Here is a 26,158-nt window from a genome sequence, read left to right on the forward strand (position 1 = left end):
CGTGCCGAACGGATCTTCTACTCGGTGGATACCGAATCCTCAACTGCAACAACGCTCGACGGGCGAGCGGGCACCGCAATCAGCTCGACTGCTCCGTCGTCGAACGCGTCGAACTGCGGCGAGCCCGCACCGAGCGGCAAGCTGGTGTCCGAATGCGCGCCACAGCCGTAGGACACGCTGACCACCCGGCCGTCTGCGGAGAGTTCGTTGCCGCACACGCCGAACGCTGCGTGCAGCGAACCTGCGAGTGGAAGGAAGAATCCACACAGCCCACACGTCGACGGGGCAGCCTTGGCCATCTCCGACTCCGGGCCGAAGTCACCGTCGAACCAACGCTGCGCGGCATCGAGTCGGCCCTCGAGGCTCATGACTTGTTTGCGGCCGAGCCCGATTTCGAGAGCTACCTCGTCGACTTCCGGGTCACCGGTGGCGACGTAGCCGGGAACGAGCCGAGGATCCTCGGCCGGCGGGGCGAGTAGGTCACCGACGGAGAGATCGCCGGGACGAATCCGCTGATCCCATGGCAGCCATTCCGGCGCAACCAACGCGTCGGGACCCGGCAGCAGCGCCAACTCACTGACAGTTGCGCGGGTGTCCTCCGGTCCGGCAGCGACGACAACCCCCCACTGCCAACCGCGGTATCCGGGAATGTCTGCTGCAAATCGATGGGTGGCGGCAAATTCGTCCTCCGACGTCACGCCGAGGTATGCCCCCACACCGCCTTCATGCAGGTCGACGACTGCCGTTCGGGCAAGCTCGACCGCATCGGCCAGTACTGGGCGCGGCACTGCACGCTCTGGAGAAGTAGCAACACTCACTCCTCCAGTTTGCCGCACCACCGCAAGTCCGCAACGCACTGGGCTGCCATGCTGGGCAGATGAGTAGGTCACACGCCAATTCCGTGCGCACTTTTGCAGTGGTCGCCGTGATCGCGTCGGCCCTGGCGGGGTGCTCCGATTCCCCCGGTGCTCCCGACAACCTCACGTCCGAAACCGGCTCCGTCGAGATCGTTCGAGTGTCCGCGCACGATCCCGACGCGTTCACGCAGGGCCTCGAGATCGACGGAAACCGGTTGTACGAAAGCACCGGACGCGTCGGGCAGTCCTGGGTGCGCTCGAGCGAGATCTCCGACGAGCAGTCCCCCGCTTCGGGACCGGAAGTTGCGCGTGCAGATCTCGACCCGCCGTTGTTCGGTGAGGGCATCACGGTCGCCGGAGACACACTGTGGCAACTCACCTGGAAAGACGGCGTCGCCATCGCCCGTGACAAGGACACCTTGACCGAACGTGGGCGGTTCCCACTCGACACCGAGGGATGGGGAATCTGTTCGCTCGGGGATCGGCTGGTCTCCAGCGACGGTTCGGCCACGTTGACCTTTCGCGATCCCGAAACCTTTGCGCCGATCTCGACAGTCGACGTCACCAGATCTTCGGAGTCCGTCGGCAAGCTGAACGAATTGGAATGCGCCGAAGACGGCTCCGTCTACGCCAATGTCTGGACCACCGACACCGTCGTCCGAATCGACCCGTCGGACGGCGCCGTCACGAACGTGTACGACGCATCGGCTCTACGCGAAGAGCTCGTCACGGATGGATCGACCAGCACCGTCGACGTTCTCAACGGCATCGCGCAGATTCCCGGTACCGATCGATTCCTGCTCACCGGCAAGTATTGGCCGCAGATGTTCGAAGTCCGTTTTGTTAACTGAGTCCGACATGACACAGGACTCGCAGGGGTGTGCGTGGTAGCCGCGCCGACACTAGGACAGAATTGAGTGGTGACCGGACCGCGCGAACCCTACGACCCCGAAACTCGGCGAATCCACGACGAGCCGGAGGGGCAACGGGTGCACCCCGGTTACGACAATTACCCACCCGCGGCCCGCCCGGACAACCCGCCTTCGGCTCGCCCCGCTGCGCGTCGCACGCCTTTGCCGCCGCTGCACCCGATCCCCGAATCACGGGGAGACTCGGATTCTGCGTCCGGTTCAAAGGCACCGGGTGCGGACGCCCCCAAGGCTCCCCCGATGCCCCGCAAACTCACCGTCACCCGCGTCGCAGCGATGCGCAGCCGCGAACTGACGAACAAGGGCATCGCGACCTTCCAGCGCGCAGCGAAGGCCGACGGCGCGGACAAGTCCGGTCTGACCGCTCTCACCTACGCGGTGATGACGAACAACGCCACCGACGCCGCGATCTCCGTCGCTCTGGCCAACACGCTGTTCTTCTCGGCGGCGACGGGTGAGGACAAGACCAAGGTCGCGCTCTATCTCCTGATCACGATCGCACCGTTCGCGGTCATCGCACCGCTCATCGGTCCGATGCTCGACCGGTTGCAGCGCGGCCGCCGCATCGCACTCGCGTCGTCGTTCGGAATCCGGACGCTCCTCGCAGTGATCCTGGTCTTCAACTTCGACAGTTGGATCCTCTATCCGGCCGCGCTCGGCATGATGGTGCTCAGTAAATCGTTCTCGGTACTCAAGAGTGCGGTGACACCACGCGTCCTACCACCGGAAATAGACCTGGTGCGCGTCAATTCGCGTCTGACGGTCTTCGGGTTGATCGGCGGAACGATCGGCGCCGGCGCCGTCGCGGGTGCGCTCGCGCTCGCTTTCGGTTCCACCGGAGCCTTATGGTTCGCCGTCGCCGTCACCGTCTTCGGCGCATATCTGAGCATGCGAATCCCGTCGTGGGTCGAAGTCACCGAGGGTGAGGTTCCCGCGACCATCACCTACCACCCGGACGAGGCGCACCACGCCGGCAGCGCCCCACCACAGCCGAACGCGAAACCGGCCAAGGTCCGACAGCCTCTCGGACGCGCCGTGATCATCGGACTCTGGGGCAACGGCACCATTCGCGTGCTCACCGGCTTCCTGACGCTCTACATCGCGTTCGTCGCCAAATCACGCACCGATCACGAGCCGCTCCAGCAAGCCATGATGCTCGGCCTGGTCGGCGCAGCGGCCGGTCTGGGAAACTTCGCCGGAAATGCCACGGGTGCGCGCCTCAAGCTCGGCCGGCCCGCACTGATCGTGCTCCGGTGCACTGCGTCGGTCTGGATCATCGCGGTGATCGCAGCGCTGACGGACAACCTGATGACCGCTGCGCTGGCCACACTCGTAGCCTCCGCAGCCAGCGCACTCGCCAAGGTCTCACTCGACGCGTCACTCCAGCACGACCTGCCCGAGGAATCGATCGCGTCCGGATTCGGCAGATCCGAGACGGTTCTGCAGTTGAGCTGGGTACTCGGCGGCGCATTGGGGGTTCTGCTTCCGACCGAATACTGGATCGGGTTCACTGTTGTATCGGTGTTCCTGACGATCGGGCTTCTGCAGACCTTCCTGAGCTACCGAGGAAGCAGCCTCCTGCCCGGCCTCGGCGGGAAGCGACCCGATCTGGCCGAACAAGAAGTGACCGAAGTGATTTACACCGGTAAATCCAACCGAGGACAAGGAAGTACTCCGCAGTGATGATGCGCTCGAGAACAAAGAAGATCGTGGCAGCGATCAGTGTCCTGATGGTGGTGGCACTAGTTGCTTACGTCTCCGTTCTTTTCGTGATCATCAAGAACATCAACGACGACCCCGAAAAGCTGCCGGTCATCACTGCATACGCACACGGCAAGACGATCGAGACGAACCCTGCCGGGTTCTGCACCATCGATCTGTCCCAGTGCGCCCAGGTGGGCGACATCTATGCCCTCGACGTTCCCGCGGGCTACCCGCTGCAGCTGTCGTTGTCGACGGACGTCTCCGATGCGCAGTGGGCCATGCTGGCGGTCTACGAGGATGCCGACGGCAACCAGACCGGCGAACCCCGAGTCTTCGAGCCCGGCGAGGCCCTGGCAGTGACGGTCGAATCTTCGAGCGATCCCGTCAAGCAACTCGTCGGCGTCGAAATCCACCTCGCCGTCGGTGAGGGAAGCGAACAGGGACTACTGATCTGGTCGATCAAGACCGCCTGATCCCCGGAAGAACGAAAATGCCCTGCACACCGATTGGTGTGCAGGGCATTTTGTTTCGAAGCCGTGTACGGCAGCTCGAATCGAGCGATCAGGTATCGAGCTCGCGAGCGACGGCTCGGACGACCTCGGAGATCCGCTGAGCGGTCTTGCGGTCCGGGTACTTGCCGTTGCGCAGATCCGGCTGGACCTTCGCCTCGAGCAACGTGATCATGTCCTCGACCATGCCGTGCAGCTGGTCAGGGGTGTGCTTACGCTCGACGGGCTCACGACGCGTCGCCGTAGCGCCCCGCAACGACGGCGCCGGCTCCAGCACCTTCAGGCTCAGCGCCTGCGGACCGCGGCGGCCCGCAGCCATGCCGAACTCGACGCGCTGGCCGGCCTTCAAGCCTTCGACGCCCTCGGGGAGAGCGGAAGCACGGACGTAGACGTCCTCGCCCTCTTCCTGCGACAGAAAGCCGAAACCCTTTTCGACGTCGTACCACTTCACCTTGCCGGTCGGCACCGCGTTCACCTGCTCATCACTCGACTGGGGCATCTGCCCCAATGTGCTCGGGAGGCTCTCGGAAGAGCCTCATGGCCTTGCTCGCATCGCTTCCGGTGGAAGAATGCAAAAGAACGCGCCCCACACTTGCTTCAGCGGGGCGCGCAGTCTGTTAACAGTCTACCTGTGACGAACCCGGGTCGGCACCCAGGTTTACAGGCACTATCCTCGTAGGTGTGGACCCTCAACCGAACCCGCGCACTTCCGGCACCGGAAACGGTCTGTTCCGTACGGCGATGGCACTGTTCATCGTCGGATTCCTGGCGATCGTGGCCATCTTCGCAGTCCACATCTTCAGCGACACCCCGCCCGGCCTGGCGTTGTACCTGGTGGCACTCGCGTGCCCGATCGGCTTCCTTCTGGCCATCGTCTACACGCTCAGATCCGGTCGACGCGTGCGCTGATCACCCCCGCCTCCAACCGAAAGGTCACTGACCATGAGAATCCTCCTGAACGTGATCTGGCTGGTGTTCGGCGGCTTCTGGCTGGCGTTGGGTTACTTCGCCGCAGGCATCATCTGCTGCATCCTCATCATCACGATTCCCTTCGGAATCGCGGCATTCCGCATCGGCATCTACGCACTGTGGCCGTTCGGTAAGACCGTCGTCGACAAGCCGACCGCTGGCGTCGGTTCGATGATCGGCAATGTCATCTGGGTGATCATCGCCGGTATCTGGTTGGCGATCGGACACATCGTCACCGCCGTCGCGATGGCGATCACGATCATCGGAATTCCGCTCGCGGTCGCGAACCTGAAGATGATTCCGATCTCGCTGATGCCGCTCGGCAAGGAGATCGTCGACGTGGACCGCGTCAATTACGCATAGCCGTGGACCGCGTCAATTACGCATAGCCGTGGACCGCGTCAATTACGCGTAAGCGGGCCCGGAGACAGAAGAACCCGACCACAGCAGGTGCTGTGGTCGGGTTCTCTCGTATCAGGTCGGATCAGCGGCCGAGGCTACCGAGTCCGGGGAGGTTACCGAGCGAACCGGTACCCGTTCCCGGGTTGCCCGGATCAACGGGGCCGACCGGACCCTCGGAGACCACGATGGTCACACTCGAAGCGCGCGAAAGCACGCTCTTCGCAGTGATCTCGACGGTGACGCTGCCGACGGCCGTGGGGGTTCCCGAGATGGTGCCGTCCTGTGCGAGGGTCAGTCCGCCGGGCAGAGCACCGTTGGTGAGTGCAAAGGTTGCTCGGGTATCAGCGGCAGTGAGCTTCTGCGAATACGCCTTACCGACCTGAGCGGCAGGCAGTTCGACGGTCGCGGGTAGCGGGTACGCAGCAACGACGGTCACCTTGCCCCCGTTGGTCGTCGACGCGATGGCGCCGGTCGAGGTGTCGAGCGCGAGGTTTTTGACCTTCTCCAGTGCCGGAACCTTGGTATCGGTCAGAGCGGTGGCGGCGCGGGTCGTCAGATCGACCGACCACAGGTGTCCGTTCATGACGTCCGCGACATATGCAATGCCTGCAGCAGCGTCGACGACCACGCCGTTGGGAATCGCGGTCGGAGACAGCGTGGTCTTCGACAGAACCGCGCCGACCGGGGTGATCGCCCACAGGTTGGTTGCCCGGGTGTCGGTCATGTAGATGTTGCCGGTGTTCGTGTCGACATCGACGTCGACCGGGTAGAGGTTGTCGGCACGCACGATCGACTTGAGTGCTCCGCCCTTGCGTACGTCCGCCTGCCACAGCGTGCGGCCGTAATTCTCGTCGAAGAAGTTGGTGTCCGCGATGTAGAGGAAGCCGCGGACACTGTCGAAGGCGAGCTTGGTCGGCGTTGCCGACTTGTCGACCAGAATGCTCGACACGGCGTCGGCGGCGTTGGGGTCGACGACTCGGATGTTGCCGGACTTGTAGTCCGAGAAGTACGCGCGGTGCGTTGTGGGGTCGACGACGACATCGTTGATCTGCGGCCGCGAGCCGTCGGGGTTCTTCTCGCTCAGCGTGACCGTCTTTTCGACCTTGCCGGTCTTCGTGTCGACAATCGAGATCGCGCCGCCGTAGGAGGAGGACACGTATGCGCGTCCGAGGTCCGAGTCCACGGCAAGTGCCGACGGGTAACCGACGACACCGTCGATGGTGCCGACGGGCTTGCCGGTGTTCGTGTCGACGACGGACAACGAGCTGGTCGGTCCGCCGTACTGCGTGATGTATCCGCGGTGGGTTGCCGAGTCGACGACGATGTCGCCGGGCTGGGTTGCGGAATAGCTTCCGACAACACCGTGTGTCGGATCCTCGGGTGAGGCGTGTGCAGCGGGAGCAGTGACGGCCAGGCCGACAGCAGCAGCGGCGACGGCGAGTGACGCGGTGACCGCACGCCGACGGTATTGCAGTTTCATGAGGGGTGCCCTACTTCTTTGGAAGACTCTGCGAACCCTGCCCATTCGGGGCAAGTCAGGCCAACCTAACCTAAGTTTTAATCTCGATGTTGAGACACAGGACACATCTTCGACCTGGATCGGCACACCTCTCACTCGGCCGGAATTCCATTTCCACATAACGTGTGACCTTGCTCACATTACGGATGGATAACGGAACGGACACAACCGGACATTCACTCAGGCACCCCCACCTACCTGGGAAGAGTCTCCTGCGCTTTGTGTGACGCGTTGTACGTCCTTCGCCACGCCGCGTTATCAAATGGTGACACGAGAGACTCGAGCCGTTACCGTCGTTTTCGGCCGGGAAACTCGGCCACCTCCGGCCCGCCGCGCCAAGCCTTGTCCCGCGGGTACCGGACTTCCGACAGAGCATTCCAGGGACGAGGACGGGGGACCCAAAGTCCTCTGTGAGAACAGAAAAGTTCTCCAGTGGACACCGGTTCGATCGCAAGACCGAATCTTGGGGTGAAGCCAGACCCTTTCCAGCCAGGAAAGGCGAGGCCGGGCGACCTCTCAGCCCGAACCCGACAGCTGACCTCGCAGGCGCGTGTGGAGAGGATTTCGACCATCATGAGCGGACGCCATCGCAAGCCCACCACCACCGGTCGCACTGTCGCCAAGGTCGCCGTCACCGGCGCCATCATGGGCGTAGCAGGAATTGCAGCCACCGGAACCGCAAGCGCTGCCCCCGACTCCGACTGGGATCGTCTCGCCCAGTGTGAGGCCGGCGGAAACTGGGCCATCAACACCGGCAACGGTTACCAGGGCGGACTGCAGTTCTCCCCCAGCACGTGGAACGCACACGGCGGCGGACAGTACGCAGCCACCGCAAACCAGGCCACTCGCGAGCAGCAGATCGTTGTTGCCGAGCGTGTTCTCGCAAACCAGGGTTGGGGCGCATGGCCGTCCTGCTCCTCCAGCCTCGGACTGAGCAGCGGCGCCACCGAGCGTTCCGCTCCGGCCACCACGGCTCCTCAGGCAGCTCCGGCTCCGGCACAGCAGGTCGCTCAGACCGTTGCACACCCGGTCGCTGACGCCATCGATCAGGCAATCGCGTTCGCCAAGGCCAACGGCATCCCGGTCGACCCGCAGATCCTCGCAGTCGCCGACACCGCGAAGACGTTCCTCAAGTAACACCGGTAAGACTGTCCGCTCGGACGCTCGAACATCAAGAAGGCCCGCACCGAATCGGTGCGGGCCTTCTTCGTGTCGAGTTGTTATCGGTTGATGACGGTGTGCGGGTGTACGTAAGGAAGTGACTCCACCGGAACCGGAAAGGTGGTGTCCTCGCCGAAGGGTGAAAGTCCACCTGCGCGGGTCGATGACAATTCGGTCACTGCGTGATCTCCGTCTGCAGTTTCCGGCCATCCTGGATCTACATAGTGTTGCTTCGAATTGTTGGCCACGAAGTCATTTTGACAGGACGCCGTTACGCCGTACAGACCAGGTCTCTAATCTGATACCTGATGACCGAAACACGTGGCACCCCGGCGGGCAGTTCCGCAGCCGAAAGTCTGACCGATTGGCTCTCGGCGCGCAGTGACGCCGAGTTGACGGAGTTGCTGCGTCTGCGCCCCGATCTGGCCGTACCGCCGCCGAGCACGATGGTGGTTCTCAGTGGTCGGGCGCAGCAACGCGCGTCGGTCAGCCGAGCGGCGGACGAACTCGACACCCTGGATTTCGGTCTTCTCGAATTGTTGGCACTGGCCGGCGCCGAGGAAACTCCGATGACGCGGGCGGAGCTCAACAGTGCAATCGCCGAACGCGCCCTGACCGGCAAGGGCAAGGTCACCAAGAAGGCCGTCGACAAGTCACTGTCGAAGATGCGTGAGTCCGCCCTCGTCTGGGGTGTCGATCCCATCAGCGTCGTCCCGGCAGTCATCGGGATGATTCCGTGGCGTGTGGGGCGAGCCCTCGAACCTGCCGAGGCGATGACCGAGACCGAGATCTCGGCAGCCCTCGACGCTCTGGACACCCGTGAGCGGGATCTCCTCGAGACTCTCGCCAACTCCAGCCCGATCGGTCGCACCCGCGACGCCGCCCCCGGAACACCGCCTGAGCGCCCGGTTCAGCGACTGCTGGCGGCCGGCCTGCTGCGGTGGCTCGACGAGCAGACCGTCGAGCTTCCGGCGACGGTTCGTCAGGTCATCCGCGGCGAGCCGGTTTTCGATCCGACGACGCTGACCGCACCCGTCATCGGGGGCGACAAACTCAAACCCGCGGACGTGAACGCCGCAGCGGCCGGCGAGGCACTCGAGTTGGTACGCCAATGCGAGAGCGTGATCGCTGTTCTGGGCGCAGCACCGGCCCCAGCACTGCGAGCCGGTGGACTCGGTGTTCGAGAACTACGACGAGTGGCCAAGACGGCCGATCTCGACGAAGCGCGAGTGAGCCTGCTCGTCGAATTGCTCTCGGCAGCCGGACTCATCGCCAGTGGAACGCCCGATCCGGCGCCGGTCTCGGACAACGCGGACGAATACTGGACGCCCACACTCGCCGTCGACGGCTGGCTCAACGCGTCCACAGCGCGTCGGTGGGAGGTGCTGGCGTCCGCCTGGGTCGACGTACCGCGAGTTCCGTGGATGATCGGGCTGAGGGATTCCACCGACAAGCCCATCGCGGCGCTGTCCGAGGAAGGCCGGGCCCCGGCGGCTCCGCGCGATCGCCAGGCCATTCTGGGGCTGCTCTCCGAACTCGACAGTGGCCAGACTGCATCGGCCGTCGAGGTAAGTCGACTACTGGCGTGGCGACGCCCGCGATGGAGCGGGCGCCTACGGACGTTCGCAATCGAGCGGACTCTGGACGAGGCCGCCGCGCTCGGGCTGGTGGCCCGCGGCGCGTTGTCGTCACCTGGACGAGCTTTGCTGCACGGCGGGGACGCCGAAGCCGAAATGCAGTCCGCCCTACCCGAGCCCATCGACTACATCCTGGTCCAGGCAGATCTGACTCTGGTTGCGCCCGGCCCGCTCGTACCGGACCTGCTCGAGCAGGTGAGCCTGGTCGCGGACATCGAGTCGGCAGGATCGGCGTCCATGTACCGCATCAGCGAGGACAGCGTGCGTCGTGCGCTCGACGCCGGTCTGACGGCCACCGAACTGCATGCGATGTTCGCCTCGAAATCGAAGACGCCTGTTCCCCAATCACTTTCGTATCTGATCGACGATGTCGCCCGTCGACACGGGCGACTGCGTGCCGGAGTGGCGGCGTCGTTCATTCGATGTGAGGACGCGTCACTGCTGGCGGAGGTCCTCGCTTCGGCGGTGGCGGAGCCCCTGGCATTGCGCGCCTTGGCTCCCACAGTCGCGATTTCGCAGGCCCCACTGCGCGAGGTCCTGGCCGAGCTGCGCGCAGCCGGATTCGCGCCGGCAGGTGAGGACTCCTCGGGCACGTTGGTCGATCTCCGCCCACGCGGGGCGCGTGTACCGAACCGTCGCAGCCGACCGGCGTCGCGAATGCCCGCAAGCCCGTCGGCGGATCAATTGGCGTCGTTGGTACGCACGATGCGAGCAGGTGACCGCGCTTCCGCCCCGGGCCGTGGTGGTGTCCGGACGGACGGTTCGAGGGAGAACAATGCCGCCACCATCGCGTTACTGGCCACAGCGGCCCGGGACAATTCGAGCGTCAACATCGGCTATGTCGACGCTCAGGGGGTAGCGACTCATCGCATCGTCGACCCCGTCAGCGTGGGCGGCGGACAGCTGGACGCCTTCGACCCGGCAAGTGGTGCCGTACGCCGTTTCACGTTGCACCGCATTACTTCCGTCAGCCCCGTCGACTCCGGAAAAAAGTAGCAGAAAAGAAGCAACTGGCTTTTTTCTGTAAATGAAGTATGGTCGAGGTCAGTTTGTGATTGCCACTTCGAAAAATGAGGAGCGACAATGGCTGACAAGGCGCCGGGAAAGAACATGAAGAAACCCGCTCAGTCGATCAAGGAACGCCGCGCAGAAAAGCGGGCGAAAACTACGGAGTCTTCCGAGTTCATTCGTAAGCGGAAGCGGAGCTGACAGCACAGTCCAGAGGAAGACGAGCTGACTGCGAAGCTGACCAATGCCTGCCTCCACCGACACCCTCGTGCACCTGCACGAAACATTCAACCTGTTCAAGTCACGTAGTCGAGGAACTGATGCACGCTCGCGCGGCTACGCAGCGGGCATGACCCTGGCATCACTGTGTGTCCTCGACGAACACGCTCGGCAATCCGGAATACTTCTTTCGGATTTACCGCAGAAAGAGAATCAACCATCGTGAAAAGAACAATCCACACCCTGGACCGTATTCAGACGAGACTCGAATCGGAGCTTGATTCCACTCCGGGTGATTCCGAAAAGAATATCGGTTATAGATCCGGAATTTCCGAAGCTATTACTCATGTAATGGAAATGCGGAAGTCAGTGGTCGCGCAGAAATAGGAGGCGCATCAGTTAGGCGCTAATCCCAATAACTGTCGCACTCCACCCACCAGAAAGACGACCTGGTCCTCGTAGAAGTCGGCAAGTCGCTCCGGCGCGAGCGGCTTGCTGCTTCCGCTCCAATCGTCCGCCCGGCTCAACGCCTGGAGGAAGCCCATCAAGGCAACCGCCCAGCGAGTCTCGAGCCTTTCGGGATCGGTAGCAGGAAAGCTACGACGGACCTGGTCGAGAAGATGATCGCGAAGGTGCAGCTCGGTCGCCTCGAGGGCTGGATGGCCCGGTCGTGACATCTGCGGCTGCGAAATCTGCGTGACGATTCTGATCCATCGCATTCCCCGCGTGCGATGGCGAAGAAGCAGTGTCTTGTATGGCGCCGTGACGGCCCGCACCAACGCTTCGACCGTCGGCGGCTCCTTGTCGGCGGCTAGGGCGTCCACGTTCGCGCTGATCTGATCTCGCACCGACGTTCCCATGTCCAACAGCACCGCGGCGACCAGATCCTCCTTGGTGCCGAAATGGTAGTGGACGGACGACGGTCCGAGACCGGCCGCCGCGTTGACCGCGCGCAGCGAAACTGCATCCAATCCCTCTGTCGCGAAAAGCCGTTCAGCAGTTTTGAGCAAACGCAGACGTGTCACGTCGCCTTGACGGTTCTGCCGGGAGTCGGTCATACGAACGAGCTTCGCACGGGCTCGCCGAACTTCTCCGAAGCGCTGACCGCGGAGTCAGAGTGATTCACGGTGTGCTCGCACCCTGTTGTCGCGATCGACCCAGCCGTGGGCGCGTGCGTAGTCCACCATCGCGGAGAACTTCTGCCTCCACTGCGCGTTTCCGACCTGGGCCGCGACGGCTTGTTCCAGGTGAGCAATGTCGAGCCAGACATGATCGTCCTCGAGTTCCCCCCACGGTTCCAATGCCCGACTCAAAGTCTCGGATTGATCGTCGCCGCCTACGACGACCGAGAGACTGGTGAAGTCGTCGACCCCGTTCAGTTCGACGGTCGAGGAGGTGGGGGTGATTGTGACGTCCAGTTGCATGACCTCTTTCAACGCTCCTTCTCAAAATACCTGGTTCAGTTGATCGACTTGGAACAACCTTAGACGACATGATTACGCCAGATAGCGTTGAGCTACAAGTGATTACCAACCTCCCACTGTGCGGGAGATTCAACTTATTGGATCAGTTGATCCATGTTAGACATCTCCATCAGAGCGAGTGATCCAAATCACTCCCCTGTCGACAGGAGATGTCATCGTGTGGTCCGCATCGTCCATCCGCTTCGGAGCCTTCCTCGCCCCGTACCATCCGCTCGACGCCGATCCCGCCCTGCAACTCAGACGCGACATCGACCTCATGACACACCTGGACCACCTCGGATTCGAAGAAGCGTGGATGGGTGAGCATCATTCGACCGGCGCCGAGATCGTGCCTGCACCGGACATGTTCATCGCGGCCGCCGCAGAGCGAACCGAGCGCATCCAGTTCGGCACAGGCGTGACGTCCCTGCCCTATCACCACCCGCTGATCACGGCCGACCGCATCACTCAGCTCGATCTGCAGACGCGCGGACGGCTCATCTTCGGCACCGGCCCCGGCAAGATTCCCCTCGATGCACACATGATGGGCATCAACCCGTCGGACCAGCGTCGCCGCCAGGGCGAAGCGCTCGAGGCCATTCTCGCGTTGCTTCGCGGCGAGGTCGTCAACATGGAAACCGACTGGTTCACGTTGCGTGACGCACGCGCACAGCTGCCCACATACCGTGCGGACGGCATCGAGACCGTGACAGCGTCGACGATTTCCCCCAACGGTTCGGTGCTCGCCGGCAAGAACGGGCTCTCCCTGCTCTCACTCGCGGCGAGTTCACCCAGCGGATTCGACGCACTGGATCGCAACTGGGATGTGTACGAGAAGGTCTCGGCCGAGCACGGCCACCACGCCGACCGGGCGACGTGGCGTGTGGTCAATCCGATGTTCATCGCCGAGACCCGAGCCGAGGCCGAGCGCGCCGTGAGCCGGCGGATCGGATCGATGGCCTCCTACGTGAATCGACAGACCGGCCAGAACCCGGCCTGGGCAGATACACCTGCCGGAATCATCGACCAGTGGCGTAACGACACGCTCGGCGAGTTCGGTCAGGCGATCATCGGTACGCCCGAAGATGCGATCGCTCAGATCGAGCGTCTGATCGAGAAGACAGGAGGGTTCGGCACGTTCCTGATCCTTCACGTGGACATGGCGAGCTGGGAGGACACCAAACGCAGCTACGAATTGTTCGCCTCCGAGGTGGTCCCGCACTTCCGGAAGCGGAATGTCGGACGTCAGGCGAGCATGCAGTTCGCCGAGGACAACCGCGAATACCTGATCGGCGGGCTGGTCGGAGCGATCACCAAAGCCCATACCGACTACTACGGCCAACCGGCCGAGACGGGAGCTGTGCGCGCATGAGGGCTGTCCGATTCCAACAGGGAGAATTCGCCGTCGCCGAGATGGCCGACGCGCCGCCGTTGGCACCCCATCAGATCCGCATCGACGTCGTCGCCTGCGGAATCTGCGGCAGCGACCTGAGCATGTCGAAGGACCCGTGCCGATTCGTCGAGGTCGCACACAACGGTGGCTACCCGCTCGCCACCTTCGATCCAGACGCACCCGTGGTGCTGGGCCACGAATACGCGGGTATCGTCGCCGAGACCGGTTCGGCAGTAGACGATTTCATGATCGGTGATCGGGTGGCCGGCATCGGCTTGGCCACCGACACGGCTACCGGGATCCCGACGATCATCGGTTACTCGAACGAATACCACGGTGCGTTCGGCGATCACATCGTTGTCGACGCATTCTGGGTCCGCAAGGTTCCCGACCATCTGTCACTCGAGCACGCCACACTGGCCGAACCTCTACACGTCGGCGAGATGCATCTCCAGCAGTCCGGCCTCACCTCGGCCGATTCAGCGCTCGTCGTCGGTTGCGGGACGATCGGACTGGGTGCCATCGTCGCGGCGAAAGCGAGAGGGGCACAGATCGTCATCGCGTCCGAACCCTCCCCCAAACGCCGCGAGCTCGCCAAGAAGATGGGCGCGGACATCGTCGTCGACCCCTTCACACAGGATCCGATCGAACTGTGGAATCAGATGGTCGCCGAAGGCAACCCGCTCGTGGGCCAGGCCGCGAACGGCATCCTGATCGCCTACGAATGCAGCGGCCGGGCGGGGGTCATCGGCGAACTGATGCGCACCCTGCCGTTCAACTCGCGGATTCAGGTCCTGGCTGCGCCGTTCGGCGACGAGACCATCGTTCCCGTCATCGGGCAGTTCCGAAGGATCTCGATCAACTTCGGTCATGGCCCCTACGAGAACGCGTACGACATCACCCTTGCTCGGTTGGCCGCCGGCGAGATCGACGCCGAAGCGATCATTACCGGCCGTGTCGGGCTCGACGGAGTTTCGGACGCTTTTGCGGCTCTTCGCGCACCCGACGAGCACGTGAAGATCCTCGTCCTGCCCGCTGCAGGTCGTCCGGAATAGCGGTTGGTCCTGCTCTGTTGACGTAGGGGTGCCCGAACTCGGGCACCTCTACTTCTGGCTGTGCGAGCGTCGCCTGTTGGCGTATGCGCTCCGATACCAGGACAATGGCAGGGTTGGCGTCAGCCGACAACGCGGTGCAACGCTCTGTGGCTGCTGCGTTTGTTTCACTAGGAGGCTTCCGTGACCGACGGACCGTTGATCGTCCAATCCGACAAGACGCTGCTGTTGGAGGTCGACCACGAGCGCGCCGGCGATGCCAGGCAGGCAATCGCCCCCTTCGCGGAACTCGAACGCGCCCCCGAGCACGTCCACACGTATCGCATCACTCCCCTGGCCTTGTGGAATGCCCGCGCCGCCGGACACGACGCCGAGCAGGTTGTCGACGCTCTGGTTTCGTTCTCACGATTCGCAGTTCCGCAACCGCTGCTGGTCGACATCGTCGACACGATGGCCAGGTACGGACGCTTGCAGCTGGTCAAGAGCCCGGTGCACGGCCTCATCCTGGTCAGCCTCGACCGGGCAGTCCTCACCGAGGTGATGCGACACAAGAAGATCTCACCGATGCTCGGTGAGAAGGTCGACGACGACACCGTGATTGTCCACCCGAGCGAACGCGGCCGCCTCAAGCAGATGTTGCTCAAGGTGGGCTGGCCGGCCGAGGACCTCGCCGGCTATGTGGACGGCGAAGCGCACCCGATCGATCTCGCTTTCGAAGAGGGCCACTGGGAACTGCGCGACTACCAGCAGATGGCAGCGGATTCGTTCTGGGCCGGCGGCTCGGGCGTCGTCGTGCTGCCATGTGGCGCCGGCAAGACGATGGTGGGCGCAGCAGCCATGGCAAAGGCCAAAGCCACCACACTCATCCTCGTCACCAATACCGTCGCCGGTCGTCAGTGGAAGCGTGAGCTCATCGCCCGCACGTCGTTGACCGAGGAAGAAATCGGCGAATACTCCGGCGAGCGCAAGGAGATTCGGCCGGTCACGATCGCGACCTACCAGGTGATCACGCGTCGTACGAAGGGCGAGTACAAGCACCTCGAACTGTTCGACTCCCGGGACTGGGGACTGGTGATCTACGACGAGGTCCACTTGCTGCCCGCGCCCGTCTTCCGGATGACGGCAGACCTGCAGTCGCGCCGCCGTCTCGGCCTGACCGCAACGCTGGTTCGTGAGGACGGCCGCGAAGGCGACGTCTTCTCGCTCATCGGCCCCAAGCGCTACGACGCTCCGTGGAAGGACATCGAAGCGCAGGGCTGGATCGCGCCGGCTGACTGCGTCGAGGTGCGAGTGACGATGACGGACGCCGAGCGCATGTCCTATGCCGTCGCCGAACCGGAGGAGCGCTACAAACTGTGCTCGACGGCGCACACCAAAATTGCTGTCGTGAAGTCGATTCTGGCGAAGCACCCGGATTCACCGACCTTGGTGATCGGTGCGTATCTCGATCAGCTCGACGAACTCGGCGAAGCCCTGAACGCCCCGGTGATCAAGGGATCCACCAAGAACAAGGAACGTGAGATCCTGTTCGATCAGTTCCGCAACGGTGAGATCCAGACGCTGGTGGTGAGTAAGGTCGCGAACTTCTCGATCGACCTTCCGGAGGCGTCTGTCGCCGTGCAGGTTTCGGGAACCTTCGGATCGAGGCAGGAAGAAGCTCAGCGACTCGGGCGACTGTTGCGCCCCAAGCACGACGGCGGTCAGGCCCACTTCTATTCGGTGGTTTCCCGCGACACTCTCGATGCGGAATATGCGGCACATCGTCAGCGATTCCTCGCCGAACAGGGCTACGCCTACCGGATCACCGACGCCGATGACCTGCTCGGACCTGCAATCGGCTGAGCATTTCTGCAACACGTTGCAGAATCAAATGGACATACGTCCAGTTATCTGTAGAGTGTCCCCTGTCACAGTCGTGTCCATCGGCCGGGGGTCACCAGCACCATGCGCTCAGTTCCACGTCTACGGGGTCGGCTCGCCGGAACCATCTCGCTGCTGACTGCCGCCGTCGTCGTCGCCACGACCGGCGTCAGCGCCGCGGCACCGAGTCCTGCTCCTACCGCGCAGAACTCGGTGTACGCACTTGCGAACGGTTGCTTCGCGCTGCGCACCGAGTCTGGTGATTTCGTCCGTCGTGACGGGTCGGCGTACCTCACCGACGTAACGAAAGCCTCAGACGCCGAACCGTTCCGACTACATGCGGCCCAGTTGGGTCGTTTCATGCTGTACGGCCCGGACGGGTCGATGCTCTCGCACGACGGCGCGGACTCGGTACTCGCCACTTCCGAAGCAACTCCCTCCACCGACTGGACCGCGATGTCCACCGGTGAATCGTTCGTTCTGACCGCGACCTCGAACGGCCGCCAACTGATCTCGCGCGACTTGACGCTCACGATGTCCGATCCCGGTGACGTCCCCGAATCTGCGTTCACACTCGTCTCGCGCGGTGGCTGCGCCGATTTCCCCGAAGCGGAGGTGGGCGCAAACGGCGTTCCAGGAGAAATCGGACCGAACGGTGAAGTCACCGGATTCATCGACACACACGTGCACATGAATGCTTCCGAGTTCATGGGCGGAAACCTGCACTGCGGCCGACCTTTCGATCCTCAGGGCGTCACCGCAGCGCTCGTCGACTGCCCGGACCATCAACCCGACGGGATACCGGCGCTCCTCGAAAACGTTCTGTCGTACGGCAATCCCTTCGAAACTCACGACACCACCGGCTGGCCGAGTTTCGCCGACTGGCCGGCGCACGATTCACTGACACACGAGCAGACGTACTACAAGTGGGTCGAGCGGGCCTGGCGTGGCGGTCTGCGAATCTTCACCAACCTCTTTGTCGCCAACCGTATCCTGTGCGAGCTGTATCCGAGTAAACGAAATCCCTGTGACGAGATGGAGACCGTCCGGATCCAGGCGCAGCAGACGCGCGAACTCCAGGACTACATCGACGCCCAGTACGGCGGTCCCGGCCGGGGTTGGTTCCGCATCGTGAGCTCCCCTGAACAGGCCAGGCAGGTGGCCGCCGACGGAAAGCTGGCCGTCACCCTCGGGGTGGAGGTGTCCGAACCCTTCGGTTGCTCTGTGCGCAACGGTATTCCGCAGTGCACCGAGGACGACATCGACCGCGGCCTGGACGAGTTGTACGACCTCGGTGTTCGGCAGATGATCGTCACGCACAAGTTCGACAACGCCCTCGGCGGTGCCCGTTTCGACGGCGGCGTCACCGGAGTGGCCGTCAATATCGGCAACTACCTGGGCACCGGGGAGTTCTGGCAGTCGGAACCATGCACCGGCGTTGCCGAGGACAATGTGCTGCCCACCAAGGTCGACGGCGCACAGAATCTTCTCGCGGTACTCCCACCCGGAGTGACGCTTCCGGTGTACCCCTCTGGTCCGCAATGCAATTCGCACGGCCTGACCGACCTCGGCGCATACACGATCCGAGGTTTGATGGACCGAGGGATGATCGTGGACATCGATCACATGAGCGTCAAGACCGCCGAAGCAGCCCTCGACATTCTCGAAGCAGCGAACTATTCCGGTGTTGTTTCCAGTCACAGCTGGAGCGACCCGAGCCTCTACAAGCGGATCTACGCGCTCGGCGGATTTGTCGCCCTGTACGCCGGGCAACTGGACGCATCGGACGACAAGCCCGAGGAGCGTGGGTTCATCGACCAGTGGCGCGACGCACGGGCAATGCGAAGCGAGAACTACTACTTCGGTTTCGGCTACGGCGCAGACACCAACGGCTTCGGGCCGCAGGCCGCACCGCGCGGTGACGCCGCCGAAAATCCGCTCCAATATCCGTACACCGCCTTCGACGGCACCGTCATGGACCAGCAGCGCGCCGGCACCAGGGTTTTCGACGTGAACACCGACGGCGTTGCCCAGTACGGGATGATTCCCGACTGGATCGCGGACATGCGTATTGCTGCGGGCGCCGACGGCGACACGATCATCGAGGACATGAGCCGTGGCGCCGAGGCTTACCTGCAGATGTGGGAGCGCGCGCGAAACTAGCTACGCTGGTGGACGGCTCCCGGGAGATCGGGGGCCGGTCCTAGATCGTCCGGCACCACCCGAAGGATTTTTTCGTGGCTGACTTCCAGTTCACCGTCGACAAGGCCCACGCCAAGTCGGTCAACGACACACTGGCCGACGTACGCCGCCTGCAGATTTCTGCGGTGATCTTCGCGATCGTCCTCGCCGCGGTCGGAGCCTGGCTGATCAGCATGGGTGAGGTGTGGTCCATCATCATCGGCGCGGTCCTCGCCATCGGTGCGGCCAGTTCACTGTGGGTCGCCTTGTGGGCACCTCGCAAGGTGGGAAGCGTCGAATCTCTGTATGCGGACAACCCACTGGTTCCCGCGATCGTCACCGAGGTTCACCCTCGAGCGGCGACCCTGACGGCACTGATCGACATCGCGAAGCCGGCGGCCGGAGCACCGAAGTACGCGCTCGTCAGCCGCAATGTTCGACTCAATCCGAAGTGGCGAGTCGGCGACCGCATTCCGTCGGTGGCACTGCGTTCGGATCGTTCCACCCGCAGCAAGGCTGACACGTGGCAGATGGTCAGCCCCATGCCGATCGAGTGGGGAACCAAGGACTCGGCAGTGCTGGCACGCGCGATCGCAGCTGTCAGTGCGAGCGAGTGGAACTTCCTGCAGAGCCGGATCCCCGACTCCGAAGAAGTTCGCACCCACCCCGATCGCCGGGTTCTGATCAACCCGGCCGATCTTCCTGACTCGCTGCGCTAGCCCAAACGGTTACGCGAGCGCGGGCAGCACTTCCTTCTCGAACATCTCGATTCCCGACGTGTCGTACGCGGCCTCGGGGAAGTAGAAGATTGCGTACTCGAGTCCCTGCGCCTTGAGCGCCGACAGGTTCTCGATTATCTGCTCGGGTGTACCGACGGCAGGCATTCCGCGGAACGCATCGAGCGACGCATCGGCGGCAGCTTCGCCGACCAACGGCGTCAGTCTGTCCTTCAGTGTCTCCAACCGCTGAGCCACCTCGGATTCCGTCGCGCCGATGGCCACGTTGTAGTTGGCCGAACGGACGATGGCGTCGAAATCGGTACCGACGGTGTCGCAGTGCTTCTTCAGGATCTCGGACTTGTGCGCGAAGCCGGCCGGGGTGCCGTCGAAGTTTGTGTACTGCGCGTACTTGGCCGCGATCTTGAGTGTGACCTTCTCGCCGCCACCGGCAACCCAGATGGGAATTCCGCCCTCTTGCAACGGAAGTGGACGGCACAGCGCTCCGTCGACCTGGTAGTACTTGCCGTCGAGCGTCGAGCTGCCGGTCGACCACGCCTGCTGCATGATCTGGATTCCTTCGTCGAGGCGGCCCAGACGCTCACCGGCAGAGGGGAAACCGTAGCCGTACGCGCGCCACTCCTGCTCGTACCAACCGCCGCCGATGCCCATCTCGACGCGTCCACCCGTGATCAGGTCGGTGGTCGCGGCGACCTTGGCAAGGTACGCCGGGTTTCGGTAGCTCATGGCGGTACACATCTGGCCGAGTCGGATACGCGAGGTCGACGCACCGAGTGCGGCCATCAACGTCCACGCCTCGTGAGTCGCTTCTTCCGTCGGCTGGGGAACGGTGTGGAAGTGGTCGTAGACCCACACCGACTCCCACGGCCCTGCCTCCGCGCGCAGCGTGAAGTCTCGCATCACCTCCCACTGCTTCGCGGGGTCGATGCCGACCAGGTCCAGACGCCAGCCTTGAGGTACGAACAGTCCGAATCGCATGTAGCGAGCCTACCTACAGTTTCCCGGCGCGCGACCGGGGTGACACCCGCGGAGAATAGACCGGAATGAAGCGGAACATCATCGCCGCGCCGGCGAACGAAGTCGCGCCCAGTGCGGCAAATGCCCACCCGAGCGGGAACACCGCGGCGAGAAGACCGATCGCGAGCGGCCCACCGAACATGCCCGTGTCGTGCGTCAATCGCCATGCAGCGAGGAACTCGGCGCGCTCTTCGGGTGGGGCGATATCAGCACCGAGAGTCATGATCACGCCGTTGCCCAGTCCGTTGCCGATCCCCATCACGACAGCGACCACGGTCAATCCCACTGCACCCGTCGAAAACGGCAACATCAGGTACGACACACCGATCACCGTCAGCGAAGGCACCGCGACCAACCTACGGCCGTATCGGTCCATGATGTGTCCGGCCGGATACGAGCACAGCAGGTCCACGGCCGCACCGATACCGAAGATCACACTCACCTGGGCTGCATCCAACCCGAGGTGCAATGCCCACAATGGAAGAACGGCCTCACGCGAAGCGCGGGCGGCGCCCATCAGAAGGGAGCCTGTCCCGAGCGTCGACAGAGCGGCACGATGACGGCGAAGGATCTCCGGGAGGGTGACGTGCCCGTGATCGCTGTTGCCCGCCTGCACCTTTCGTGGCGGGTCGGGAACGCGGGCCATCAGCGCCCCGGCGAGCACGACGCCCACCAACTGGACGAGGAATCCTCCGCGCGCTCCCACCAGGAGAATCACGCCGGCACCGATGAGCGGTCCCAGGAAGAAACCCAACCGCCACATCGCGGCGAACGACGACATTGCTCGGGCCCGAAGACCGAGTGGCACGGTCTCGGCGAGGTAGCTCTGCCGCGCAAGGCCCCACACCGCATTCGCCAGTCCGGTCAACAGTGCGCCGATACCGAGCATCCACGGAGTCTGCGCAAGCAGACAGATCACCACTCCTGTTGCACCCAAGGAACTTCCGCCGATGATCGATCTACGCTCACCGAAACGCGACACTATCCGGCCGGCAGGGAGGTCACCGAGTACGGCACCCAAGCCACCGAGCGCAACGATCAGGCCGGCGACGGCGACCGATGCGCCCAGGTCGCGCGCAGTGACGGCCATGATGGGGGCAGCCGCACCCTGACCGATCCCGAAGATAGCCGCCGGCACGAAAACCGTTGTGACCAGTGGCTTGAGTCCGGCAATCGCCGGCTGTTCCTTGGGCAGTGTTTCCGTCACGCGCTCACTTCTGCCGCGCCAGCGGCCCGCGAGAACCGGTTCGCCGGACGATCGAGGCCGTAGTGGCCCCGCAGGGTCGATTCGGTGTACTCGGTTCGGAAGAGCCCACGCGCCTGCAGAATCGGCACGACCCGGTCGACGAACACCTCGAGCCCTCCGGGCAGATAGGGCGGCATGATGTTGAAGCCGTCCGCGGCGCCCTTGTCGAACCATTCGGTCAACTCGTCCGCGACCTGCTCCGGTGTCCCGGCGAACGTCCGATGTCCTCGGCCACCACCGAGTTTGACGATCAATTCACGGACGGTGAGGTTTTCGCTCTCTGCAAGGCCTTTGACGAGTTGGTATCGACTCTTGTTCCCTTGGATGCGATCGATGTCCGGCAACGGTGGCAGCGGGGCATCCAGAGAATGCTCGGTGAGATCGACACCCACCATGTTCGAGAGTTGGCGCAGCGAATACTCCGGAGAGATGAGGTCCGTGAACGACTGCTCCAGAGCCTTCGCTTCTTCTTTCGTATCCGCGATGAAGGGCACGATGCCCGGCAGCACCTTGATCTCGTCGGGACTACGCCCGTACTTGATCAGCCGCGCTTTGAGGTCGGTGTAGAAATCCTGCCCCTGCTCGAGTGTTCGTTGAGCGGTGAACACGGCTTCGGCATACCTCGCCGCGAAATCCTTACCGCTCTCGGAGGAACCGGCCTGTACAAGCAGCGGACGTCCCTGTGGAGACCTCGGCGAATTGAGCGGGCCAGCCACCGTGAATCGTTGACCGTCATGGTCGATGCGATGGACACGATCAGGATCGGCGAAGATTCCGGTCTCTTCGTCCAGGACAACTGCCCCCTCTTCCCAGCTGTCCCAGAGTCCGAGCGTCACGTCGAGAAACTCCTCGGCGCGCTCGTAACGACCGCTGTGCGTCGGTACCGCATCGAGGCCGAAGTTCGCGGCCTCGTCGGCGCCGGCCGACGTCACGATGTTCCACCCGCCTCGTCCGCCACTGATGTGATCGAGGGAAGCGAACTTCCTTGCAAGAGTGTACGGATCGCTGTAACTGGTCGACGCGGTTGCAATCAACCCCACCTTCTCGGTGGCCGCAGCGATCGCCGACAGCAAGGTGACGGGTTCGAAGATCGCCTGAGTGTTGTATTTGACCCGCGGACCGACTGCAAGACCGTCGGCGAAGAACACCGAGTCCAGCTTGCCACGCTCGGCGATTCTCCCCAGTTCCTGGAAGTGCTTGACGTCCAGAAGGTTGGCCGCATTTGTGCGTGGGTGACGCCACGCCGCCTCATGATGGCCGACGCCCATCAGGAAGGCGTTCAGATGAAATTGTCGTTCGGACATGAGTTCGCAGAATCTTTCCGTGAAAGTGTGGTCAGGTGGTGACGCGCCAGCGCGAGAGCCGACGTTCGATCAGGACCAGAATCGCGTTGATTGTCAGACCCAACAACGAGATCGCGACGATGCCCGCATACATGTTCGGGATCTGGAAGTTGAGTTGGGAAGCGGTGATCAGATACCCGAGACCGGCTTTGGCCCCGACCATTTCGGCGGCGATCAGCACGAGAATCGACGACGCGGCGGCCATGCGGATACCCGTGAAGATCGTGGGAACTGCGGCGGGCAGAACCACCTTCTGGAACAGCCGAATCGAGGAGAACCCCAGCGAGGCAGCGGACTTGATCAGCAGGGGGTCCACTGTTCGCACACCGGAGATCGTGTTGAGCAGAATCGGGAAGGTGCAGGCGTAGATCACCAGGGCGATCTTCGATTCCTCACCGATTCCGAGAATCAGCACGAAGACGGGAAGCAGAGCCAAGGCTGCTGTGTTGCGGAACAATTCGAGAATCGGGTTGAGGAAGTCGGAGACCGGGCGGTACCAGGCGATCGCGATTCCCAACGGAATCGCGATCGCGATGGCCACGAAGAATCCGGTCAGCGCACGCGTCAGACTGGCCGAAACATGCTCTTGCAATTGTCCGTTCTCGGCGAGAGTGAAGAATGCGGACACAACTTCGGTGAAGGGCGGCAGGAAGACCTTGTCCACCAGCCCGAGCCGAGGTGCCGCTTCCCAGATCCCGAGGAAGATCGCGATCGCAATCGACGGCTTGGCAATCCGCCAGGCGGTGGAACCAATGTAGCGCGCCGCCTTGCCGCCGGCCTGGCTCCGCTGCGCAATGTCAGGTGTTTTGTCGGCCAACGGTTTCGGGGTGGCGACCACCTCCGGCGTCGCCAATGCGCTAGACATGTGCAACCTCCTTGGCAGGATCGAGTTCGCCGGCCCGAGCGCGCTCGACTTCACCGTGCAGCAGCGTCCAGATCCGGTGCCTGAACACTCGGAACTCCTCACCTGATCGCACGTCGTCGCCGGACCGGTCGATGTCGATGTCGACGATCGTCTTGACGCGCCCCGGCCGCGAAGTCAGTACTGCAACACGTTGCCCGAGGTAGATGGCCTCGTCGATTCCGTGGGTGATGAACAGGATGGTCTTGCCGGTGGCCTTCCAGATGCGCAGAAGCTCGTCCTGCAGCGACTCTCGCGTCTGTGCGTCCAGCGCAGCAAATGGTTCGTCCATCAGCAACACTTCGGGATCGAACGCCAAGCTGCGGGCGATCGCGACTCGCTGCTTCATTCCACCGGACAACTCGTGCGGATAGCGATCCGCGAAACCTTGCAGACCGACCAGTTCGAGGTAATGCTCGGCGAGTTCGCGTCGCTCGCTCTTCTTCACGCCCTTCGCTTCGAGTCCGAACTCGATATTGTGACGTGCAGTTCGCCATGGAAGTAGCGCGTATTGCTGGAAGACGATTCCCCGATCCAAGCCTGGGCCCGTGATCTGCTTGCCGTCCAGAAGGATTCGACCGGAAGTGGGCGAACTGAGTCCTCCGAGGAGGTCCAGCAGAGTCGACTTGCCGCAACCACTCGGCCCGACGAGGACCAGGAACTCCCCCGGCGCCACGTCGATGTTGATGTCCTCGACCGCGGTGAAAACTTCGTCGGTCCCACGAATGTCGAACTGTTTGGTGACGTGCTCGAGCCGTAGTTTCGGTTCTGTGCTCATTTTGCTGCCTCCAGTGCCTGTCCGTCAGCGCCGCTGTCGGGTGAATACGTTCCGTTGGCGTACGGGTTGAATTCGTTGGTGTAGATGTCCGACGGCTTCAACTTTCCTTCTTCGAGTTCACCGTTACGGGTGAGCCAGTCGATCCACGTGCTGATCTCGGTATCGGTGATCGTTCCGCCGGGACCGGCGACTCCTGGGCTCTTCCAGTAGCTGATGAGCTTGGTGTCCTCGTTGCGTCCGCGGCTGTTGATGATCGACGTCAGCTTCGCGATCACTTCTTCTCGTGGGTGCGTCTGGGTCCAGCGAATGGCCCGCGCTGTTCCCTGTACGAAATCGGCGACCGCCTCCTTGTTCTGCGCGATGTAGTCGTCACGGAACACCAACGTGCCGTAGGTGAACGAGCCGAACAGCGATTCGTCGGTGAACAGCTCGCGAAGACCACCGCGTTCGAGCGCTGAGTCACGGAAGACCGAGCCGAGGGTGGCGACATCGATCTGTCCCTGCCGCAGCGCCTGTTCCGTGTTGACCGGCGGAACGACGATCAATTCAACCTGCTTGATCTCGTCAGGCGTAAGTCCCTGCCGCGCAAGCCATTCACGGACGACGAACTCGTGGTGCGCACCGAGGGTGTTCATCCCGACCTTCTTGCCGATCAAGTCCTTCGCCGACTTGATCGGACTGTCGTCGAGTACGTAGTACCCGTTGAAGCTCTCCTTGTCGGAGCCGTAGTACCCGATGACCGAGGTGATCGGCGAACCCGCGGAAGCCAACTTCACCACCGCACCGTTGAACGCTCCGCCGAACTCGGTTTGACCAGTCGCTGCGTTCTGAATGCTCTGAGGGCCGCTGGTCGTATCGCCGATCCAGTTGAGCTCCACGTCGTTGAAGTAACCGAGGTCAGCGGCCAGTTCGGGGTAGATGACCTGTCCGGTGCTGCCCTCGTACCGCAGGACGGTCTTGCCGTCGGCGGTCTTGACGACTTCGTCGGAGGAGCCCGAGCAGGCAACGGCAAGGCTGGACAGAGTGACAAAGGCGACGGCCGCGGCTACCGAGCGCGCGAAACGAGGGCGAATCATGAAGTTGCTTCCTGTAGAAGATGATTGGTTCAGTTCTCGGCTACACCTGTCCGGAGCGCCGTGTGCGGCGCTCGGCACAGGCAGGTGTGGGGAATGTCAGTTCAACGACAACAGTTGAGCGACATGAGCGGGAAAGACCGAAACACGTGAGACTCCAATGAATGTGAAGACAGAATCGAGCCGTTAGCAGTGCCGAA

25 protein-coding genes and 1 riboswitch are annotated in these 26,158 nt (G+C 63.0%); of the genes, 13 read left to right on the plus strand and 12 right to left on the minus strand.

From position 1 onward, the window contains the following. Positions 1 to 17: 17 nt before the first annotated feature. Positions 18 to 839, minus strand: coding sequence for a DUF3027 domain-containing protein (locus tag H7C86_RS02350; protein ID WP_182261061.1), 822 nt, complete (start codon positions 837 to 839; stop codon positions 18 to 20). A 38-nt stretch (positions 840 to 877) separates the two neighbouring features. On the opposite strand from H7C86_RS02350, the gene H7C86_RS02355 reads away from it, so the two are divergent. The 3 genes from H7C86_RS02355 (at position 878) to H7C86_RS02365 (ending at position 3,963) form a co-directional block, all read left to right on the plus strand. Next, positions 878 to 1,708 carry a glutaminyl-peptide cyclotransferase gene (locus H7C86_RS02355; RefSeq protein ID WP_238076548.1) on the plus strand — a complete coding sequence of 277 codons (831 nt, stop codon included), beginning with the start codon at positions 878 to 880 and terminating at the stop codon, positions 1,706 to 1,708. 69 nt (positions 1,709 to 1,777) lie between these two features. After that, complete coding sequence (locus H7C86_RS02360; RefSeq protein ID WP_372461224.1) at positions 1,778 to 3,469, plus strand: MFS transporter; 1,692 nt, start codon at positions 1,778 to 1,780, stop codon at positions 3,467 to 3,469. A 26-nt stretch (positions 3,470 to 3,495) separates the two neighbouring features. Continuing rightward, on the plus strand, positions 3,496 to 3,963 hold the full coding sequence (locus H7C86_RS02365) for a DUF2771 domain-containing protein (protein ID WP_254664902.1): 468 nt from the start codon (positions 3,496 to 3,498) through the stop codon (positions 3,961 to 3,963). 88 nt (positions 3,964 to 4,051) lie between these two features. Here the strand turns inward: H7C86_RS02365 and H7C86_RS02370 are convergent, their stop codons facing one another. Next, the gene (locus tag H7C86_RS02370) at positions 4,052 to 4,465 is read right to left on the minus strand and encodes a cold-shock protein (protein ID WP_007733502.1); all 414 of its coding nucleotides are present in this window, start codon (positions 4,463 to 4,465) and stop codon (positions 4,052 to 4,054) included. Positions 4,466 to 4,680: 215 nt separating this feature from the next. Here H7C86_RS02370 and H7C86_RS02375 point away from each other — a divergent pair, with 215 nt between their 5' ends. Both H7C86_RS02375 and H7C86_RS02380 read left to right on the plus strand, forming a co-directional pair. Further along, complete coding sequence (locus H7C86_RS02375) at positions 4,681 to 4,908, plus strand: hypothetical protein (protein WP_003940194.1); 228 nt, start codon at positions 4,681 to 4,683, stop codon at positions 4,906 to 4,908. Positions 4,909 to 4,941: 33 nt separating this feature from the next. Beyond that, positions 4,942 to 5,331 (plus strand): YccF domain-containing protein, encoded by a 390-nt coding sequence (locus tag H7C86_RS02380; RefSeq protein ID WP_003939919.1) that lies wholly within the window; start codon positions 4,942 to 4,944, stop codon positions 5,329 to 5,331. Between the two features lie 121 nt (positions 5,332 to 5,452). Here H7C86_RS02380 and H7C86_RS02385 read toward each other — a convergent pair whose 3' ends face one another. Further along, positions 5,453 to 6,850: a YncE family protein gene (locus H7C86_RS02385; protein ID WP_182261026.1), complete on the minus strand. Its 1,398-nt coding sequence runs from the start codon at positions 6,848 to 6,850 to the stop codon at positions 5,453 to 5,455. Positions 6,851 to 7,233: 383 nt separating this feature from the next. Further along, positions 7,234 to 7,454: riboswitch (cyclic di-AMP (ydaO/yuaA leader) on the plus strand. Between the two features lie 8 nt (positions 7,455 to 7,462). On the opposite strand from H7C86_RS02385, the gene H7C86_RS02390 reads away from it, so the two are divergent. Beyond that, the gene (locus tag H7C86_RS02390; RefSeq protein WP_019744938.1) at positions 7,463 to 8,026 is read left to right on the plus strand and encodes a transglycosylase family protein; all 564 of its coding nucleotides are present in this window, start codon (positions 7,463 to 7,465) and stop codon (positions 8,024 to 8,026) included. Between the two features lie 83 nt (positions 8,027 to 8,109). Here H7C86_RS02390 and H7C86_RS02395 read toward each other — a convergent pair whose 3' ends face one another. Next, a complete protein-coding gene (locus H7C86_RS02395; RefSeq protein ID WP_019744939.1) occupies positions 8,110 to 8,298 on the minus strand; it encodes a hypothetical protein in 189 nt (62 codons plus the stop codon). Positions 8,299 to 8,358: 60 nt separating this feature from the next. Between H7C86_RS02395 and H7C86_RS02400 the strand changes: the two genes are divergently transcribed. Both H7C86_RS02400 and H7C86_RS37130 read left to right on the plus strand, forming a co-directional pair. Further along, positions 8,359 to 10,683 carry a helicase-associated domain-containing protein gene (locus H7C86_RS02400; protein ID WP_020908802.1) on the plus strand — a complete coding sequence of 775 codons (2,325 nt, stop codon included), beginning with the start codon at positions 8,359 to 8,361 and terminating at the stop codon, positions 10,681 to 10,683. A gap of 87 nt (positions 10,684 to 10,770) precedes the next feature. Next, positions 10,771 to 10,896 carry a hypothetical protein gene (locus tag H7C86_RS37130; protein WP_019744941.1) on the plus strand — a complete coding sequence of 42 codons (126 nt, stop codon included), beginning with the start codon at positions 10,771 to 10,773 and terminating at the stop codon, positions 10,894 to 10,896. A 413-nt stretch (positions 10,897 to 11,309) separates the two neighbouring features. On the opposite strand, the gene H7C86_RS02405 is transcribed toward H7C86_RS37130, so the two are convergent. Together H7C86_RS02405 and H7C86_RS02410 are read right to left on the minus strand one after the other, a co-directional pair. Continuing rightward, on the minus strand, positions 11,310 to 11,972 hold the full coding sequence (locus H7C86_RS02405) for a TetR/AcrR family transcriptional regulator (protein ID WP_019744943.1): 663 nt from the start codon (positions 11,970 to 11,972) through the stop codon (positions 11,310 to 11,312). A 54-nt stretch (positions 11,973 to 12,026) separates the two neighbouring features. Beyond that, complete coding sequence (locus H7C86_RS02410) at positions 12,027 to 12,338, minus strand: hypothetical protein (RefSeq protein WP_020970497.1); 312 nt, start codon at positions 12,336 to 12,338, stop codon at positions 12,027 to 12,029. A gap of 217 nt (positions 12,339 to 12,555) precedes the next feature. On the opposite strand from H7C86_RS02410, the gene H7C86_RS02415 reads away from it, so the two are divergent. The 5 genes from H7C86_RS02415 (at position 12,556) to H7C86_RS02435 (ending at position 19,582) form a co-directional block, all read left to right on the plus strand. Continuing rightward, the gene (locus H7C86_RS02415) at positions 12,556 to 13,749 is read left to right on the plus strand and encodes an LLM class flavin-dependent oxidoreductase (protein WP_020908805.1); all 1,194 of its coding nucleotides are present in this window, start codon (positions 12,556 to 12,558) and stop codon (positions 13,747 to 13,749) included. Next, positions 13,746 to 14,825: an alcohol dehydrogenase catalytic domain-containing protein gene (locus H7C86_RS02420; RefSeq protein WP_020970498.1), complete on the plus strand. Its 1,080-nt coding sequence runs from the start codon at positions 13,746 to 13,748 to the stop codon at positions 14,823 to 14,825. Before H7C86_RS02415 ends, H7C86_RS02420 begins: the two co-directional genes overlap by 4 nt. A 180-nt stretch (positions 14,826 to 15,005) precedes the next feature. After that, positions 15,006 to 16,664, plus strand: a complete 1,659-nt coding sequence (locus H7C86_RS02425; protein ID WP_019744947.1) for a DNA repair helicase XPB — start codon at positions 15,006 to 15,008, stop codon at positions 16,662 to 16,664. 102 nt (positions 16,665 to 16,766) lie between these two features. Then, the gene (locus H7C86_RS02430; protein ID WP_182261027.1) at positions 16,767 to 18,845 is read left to right on the plus strand and encodes a peptidase; all 2,079 of its coding nucleotides are present in this window, start codon (positions 16,767 to 16,769) and stop codon (positions 18,843 to 18,845) included. Positions 18,846 to 18,919: 74 nt separating this feature from the next. After that, positions 18,920 to 19,582, plus strand: coding sequence for a DUF3239 domain-containing protein (locus H7C86_RS02435; protein WP_020970500.1), 663 nt, complete (start codon positions 18,920 to 18,922; stop codon positions 19,580 to 19,582). Positions 19,583 to 19,591: 9 nt separating this feature from the next. Here H7C86_RS02435 and H7C86_RS02440 read toward each other — a convergent pair whose 3' ends face one another. Genes H7C86_RS02440 through H7C86_RS02465 form a run of 6 tightly spaced genes read right to left on the minus strand, consistent with a single transcriptional unit; the run spans position 19,592 to position 25,961 of the window. Continuing rightward, positions 19,592 to 20,578 (minus strand): LLM class F420-dependent oxidoreductase, encoded by a 987-nt coding sequence (locus tag H7C86_RS02440; protein ID WP_020908810.1) that lies wholly within the window; start codon positions 20,576 to 20,578, stop codon positions 19,592 to 19,594. A gap of 13 nt (positions 20,579 to 20,591) precedes the next feature. Then, positions 20,592 to 21,824 (minus strand): MFS transporter, encoded by a 1,233-nt coding sequence (locus H7C86_RS02445; RefSeq protein WP_020908811.1) that lies wholly within the window; start codon positions 21,822 to 21,824, stop codon positions 20,592 to 20,594. Next, complete coding sequence (locus H7C86_RS02450; protein ID WP_182261028.1) at positions 21,821 to 23,167, minus strand: LLM class flavin-dependent oxidoreductase; 1,347 nt, start codon at positions 23,165 to 23,167, stop codon at positions 21,821 to 21,823. The genes H7C86_RS02445 and H7C86_RS02450 overlap by 4 nt, the downstream gene beginning before the upstream one ends. 31 nt (positions 23,168 to 23,198) lie before the next feature. Then, entirely contained in the window at positions 23,199 to 24,071 is an 873-nt protein-coding gene (locus tag H7C86_RS02455) for an ABC transporter permease (protein ID WP_030535349.1), read from the minus strand. Continuing rightward, positions 24,064 to 24,885 carry an ABC transporter ATP-binding protein gene (locus tag H7C86_RS02460; RefSeq protein ID WP_003940477.1) on the minus strand — a complete coding sequence of 274 codons (822 nt, stop codon included), beginning with the start codon at positions 24,883 to 24,885 and terminating at the stop codon, positions 24,064 to 24,066. The genes H7C86_RS02455 and H7C86_RS02460 overlap by 8 nt, the downstream gene beginning before the upstream one ends. Beyond that, a complete protein-coding gene (locus tag H7C86_RS02465) occupies positions 24,882 to 25,961 on the minus strand; it encodes an ABC transporter substrate-binding protein (protein ID WP_019744955.1) in 1,080 nt (359 codons plus the stop codon). Before H7C86_RS02465 ends, H7C86_RS02460 begins: the two co-directional genes overlap by 4 nt. Between the last annotated feature and the right edge of the window lie 197 nt (positions 25,962 to 26,158).

The sequence above is a fragment of the Rhodococcus sp. UFZ-B548 genome, from assembly GCF_903819475.1.
Classification (GTDB): Bacteria; Actinomycetota; Actinomycetes; order Mycobacteriales; family Mycobacteriaceae; genus Rhodococcus_F; species Rhodococcus_F erythropolis.

What these genes read in the sequence shown, in the direction of transcription:
- H7C86_RS02355 (WP_238076548.1), top strand. Translation starts at nt 878, where the DNA reads ATGAGTAGGTCACACGCCAATTCCGTGCGCACTTTTGCAGTGGTCGCC.
- H7C86_RS02380 (WP_003939919.1), top strand. Translation starts at nt 4,942, where the DNA reads ATGAGAATCCTCCTGAACGTGATCTGGCTGGTGTTCGGCGGCTTCTGG.
- H7C86_RS02385 (WP_182261026.1), bottom strand. Translation starts at nt 6,850, where the DNA reads ATGAAACTGCAATACCGTCGGCGTGCGGTCACCGCGTCACTCGCCGTC.
- H7C86_RS02390 (WP_019744938.1), top strand. Translation starts at nt 7,463, where the DNA reads ATGAGCGGACGCCATCGCAAGCCCACCACCACCGGTCGCACTGTCGCC.
- H7C86_RS02400 (WP_020908802.1), top strand. Translation starts at nt 8,359, where the DNA reads ATGACCGAAACACGTGGCACCCCGGCGGGCAGTTCCGCAGCCGAAAGT.
- H7C86_RS37130 (WP_019744941.1), top strand. Translation starts at nt 10,771, where the DNA reads ATGGCTGACAAGGCGCCGGGAAAGAACATGAAGAAACCCGCTCAGTCG.
- H7C86_RS02405 (WP_019744943.1), bottom strand. Translation starts at nt 11,972, where the DNA reads ATGACCGACTCCCGGCAGAACCGTCAAGGCGACGTGACACGTCTGCGT.
- H7C86_RS02410 (WP_020970497.1), bottom strand. Translation starts at nt 12,338, where the DNA reads ATGCAACTGGACGTCACAATCACCCCCACCTCCTCGACCGTCGAACTG.
- H7C86_RS02420 (WP_020970498.1), top strand. Translation starts at nt 13,746, where the DNA reads ATGAGGGCTGTCCGATTCCAACAGGGAGAATTCGCCGTCGCCGAGATG.
- H7C86_RS02430 (WP_182261027.1), top strand. Translation starts at nt 16,767, where the DNA reads ATGCGCTCAGTTCCACGTCTACGGGGTCGGCTCGCCGGAACCATCTCG.
- H7C86_RS02440 (WP_020908810.1), bottom strand. Translation starts at nt 20,578, where the DNA reads ATGCGATTCGGACTGTTCGTACCTCAAGGCTGGCGTCTGGACCTGGTC.
- H7C86_RS02450 (WP_182261028.1), bottom strand. Translation starts at nt 23,167, where the DNA reads ATGTCCGAACGACAATTTCATCTGAACGCCTTCCTGATGGGCGTCGGC.
- H7C86_RS02455 (WP_030535349.1), bottom strand. Translation starts at nt 24,071, where the DNA reads ATGTCTAGCGCATTGGCGACGCCGGAGGTGGTCGCCACCCCGAAACCG.
- H7C86_RS02460 (WP_003940477.1), bottom strand. Translation starts at nt 24,885, where the DNA reads ATGAGCACAGAACCGAAACTACGGCTCGAGCACGTCACCAAACAGTTC.
- H7C86_RS02465 (WP_019744955.1), bottom strand. Translation starts at nt 25,961, where the DNA reads ATGATTCGCCCTCGTTTCGCGCGCTCGGTAGCCGCGGCCGTCGCCTTT.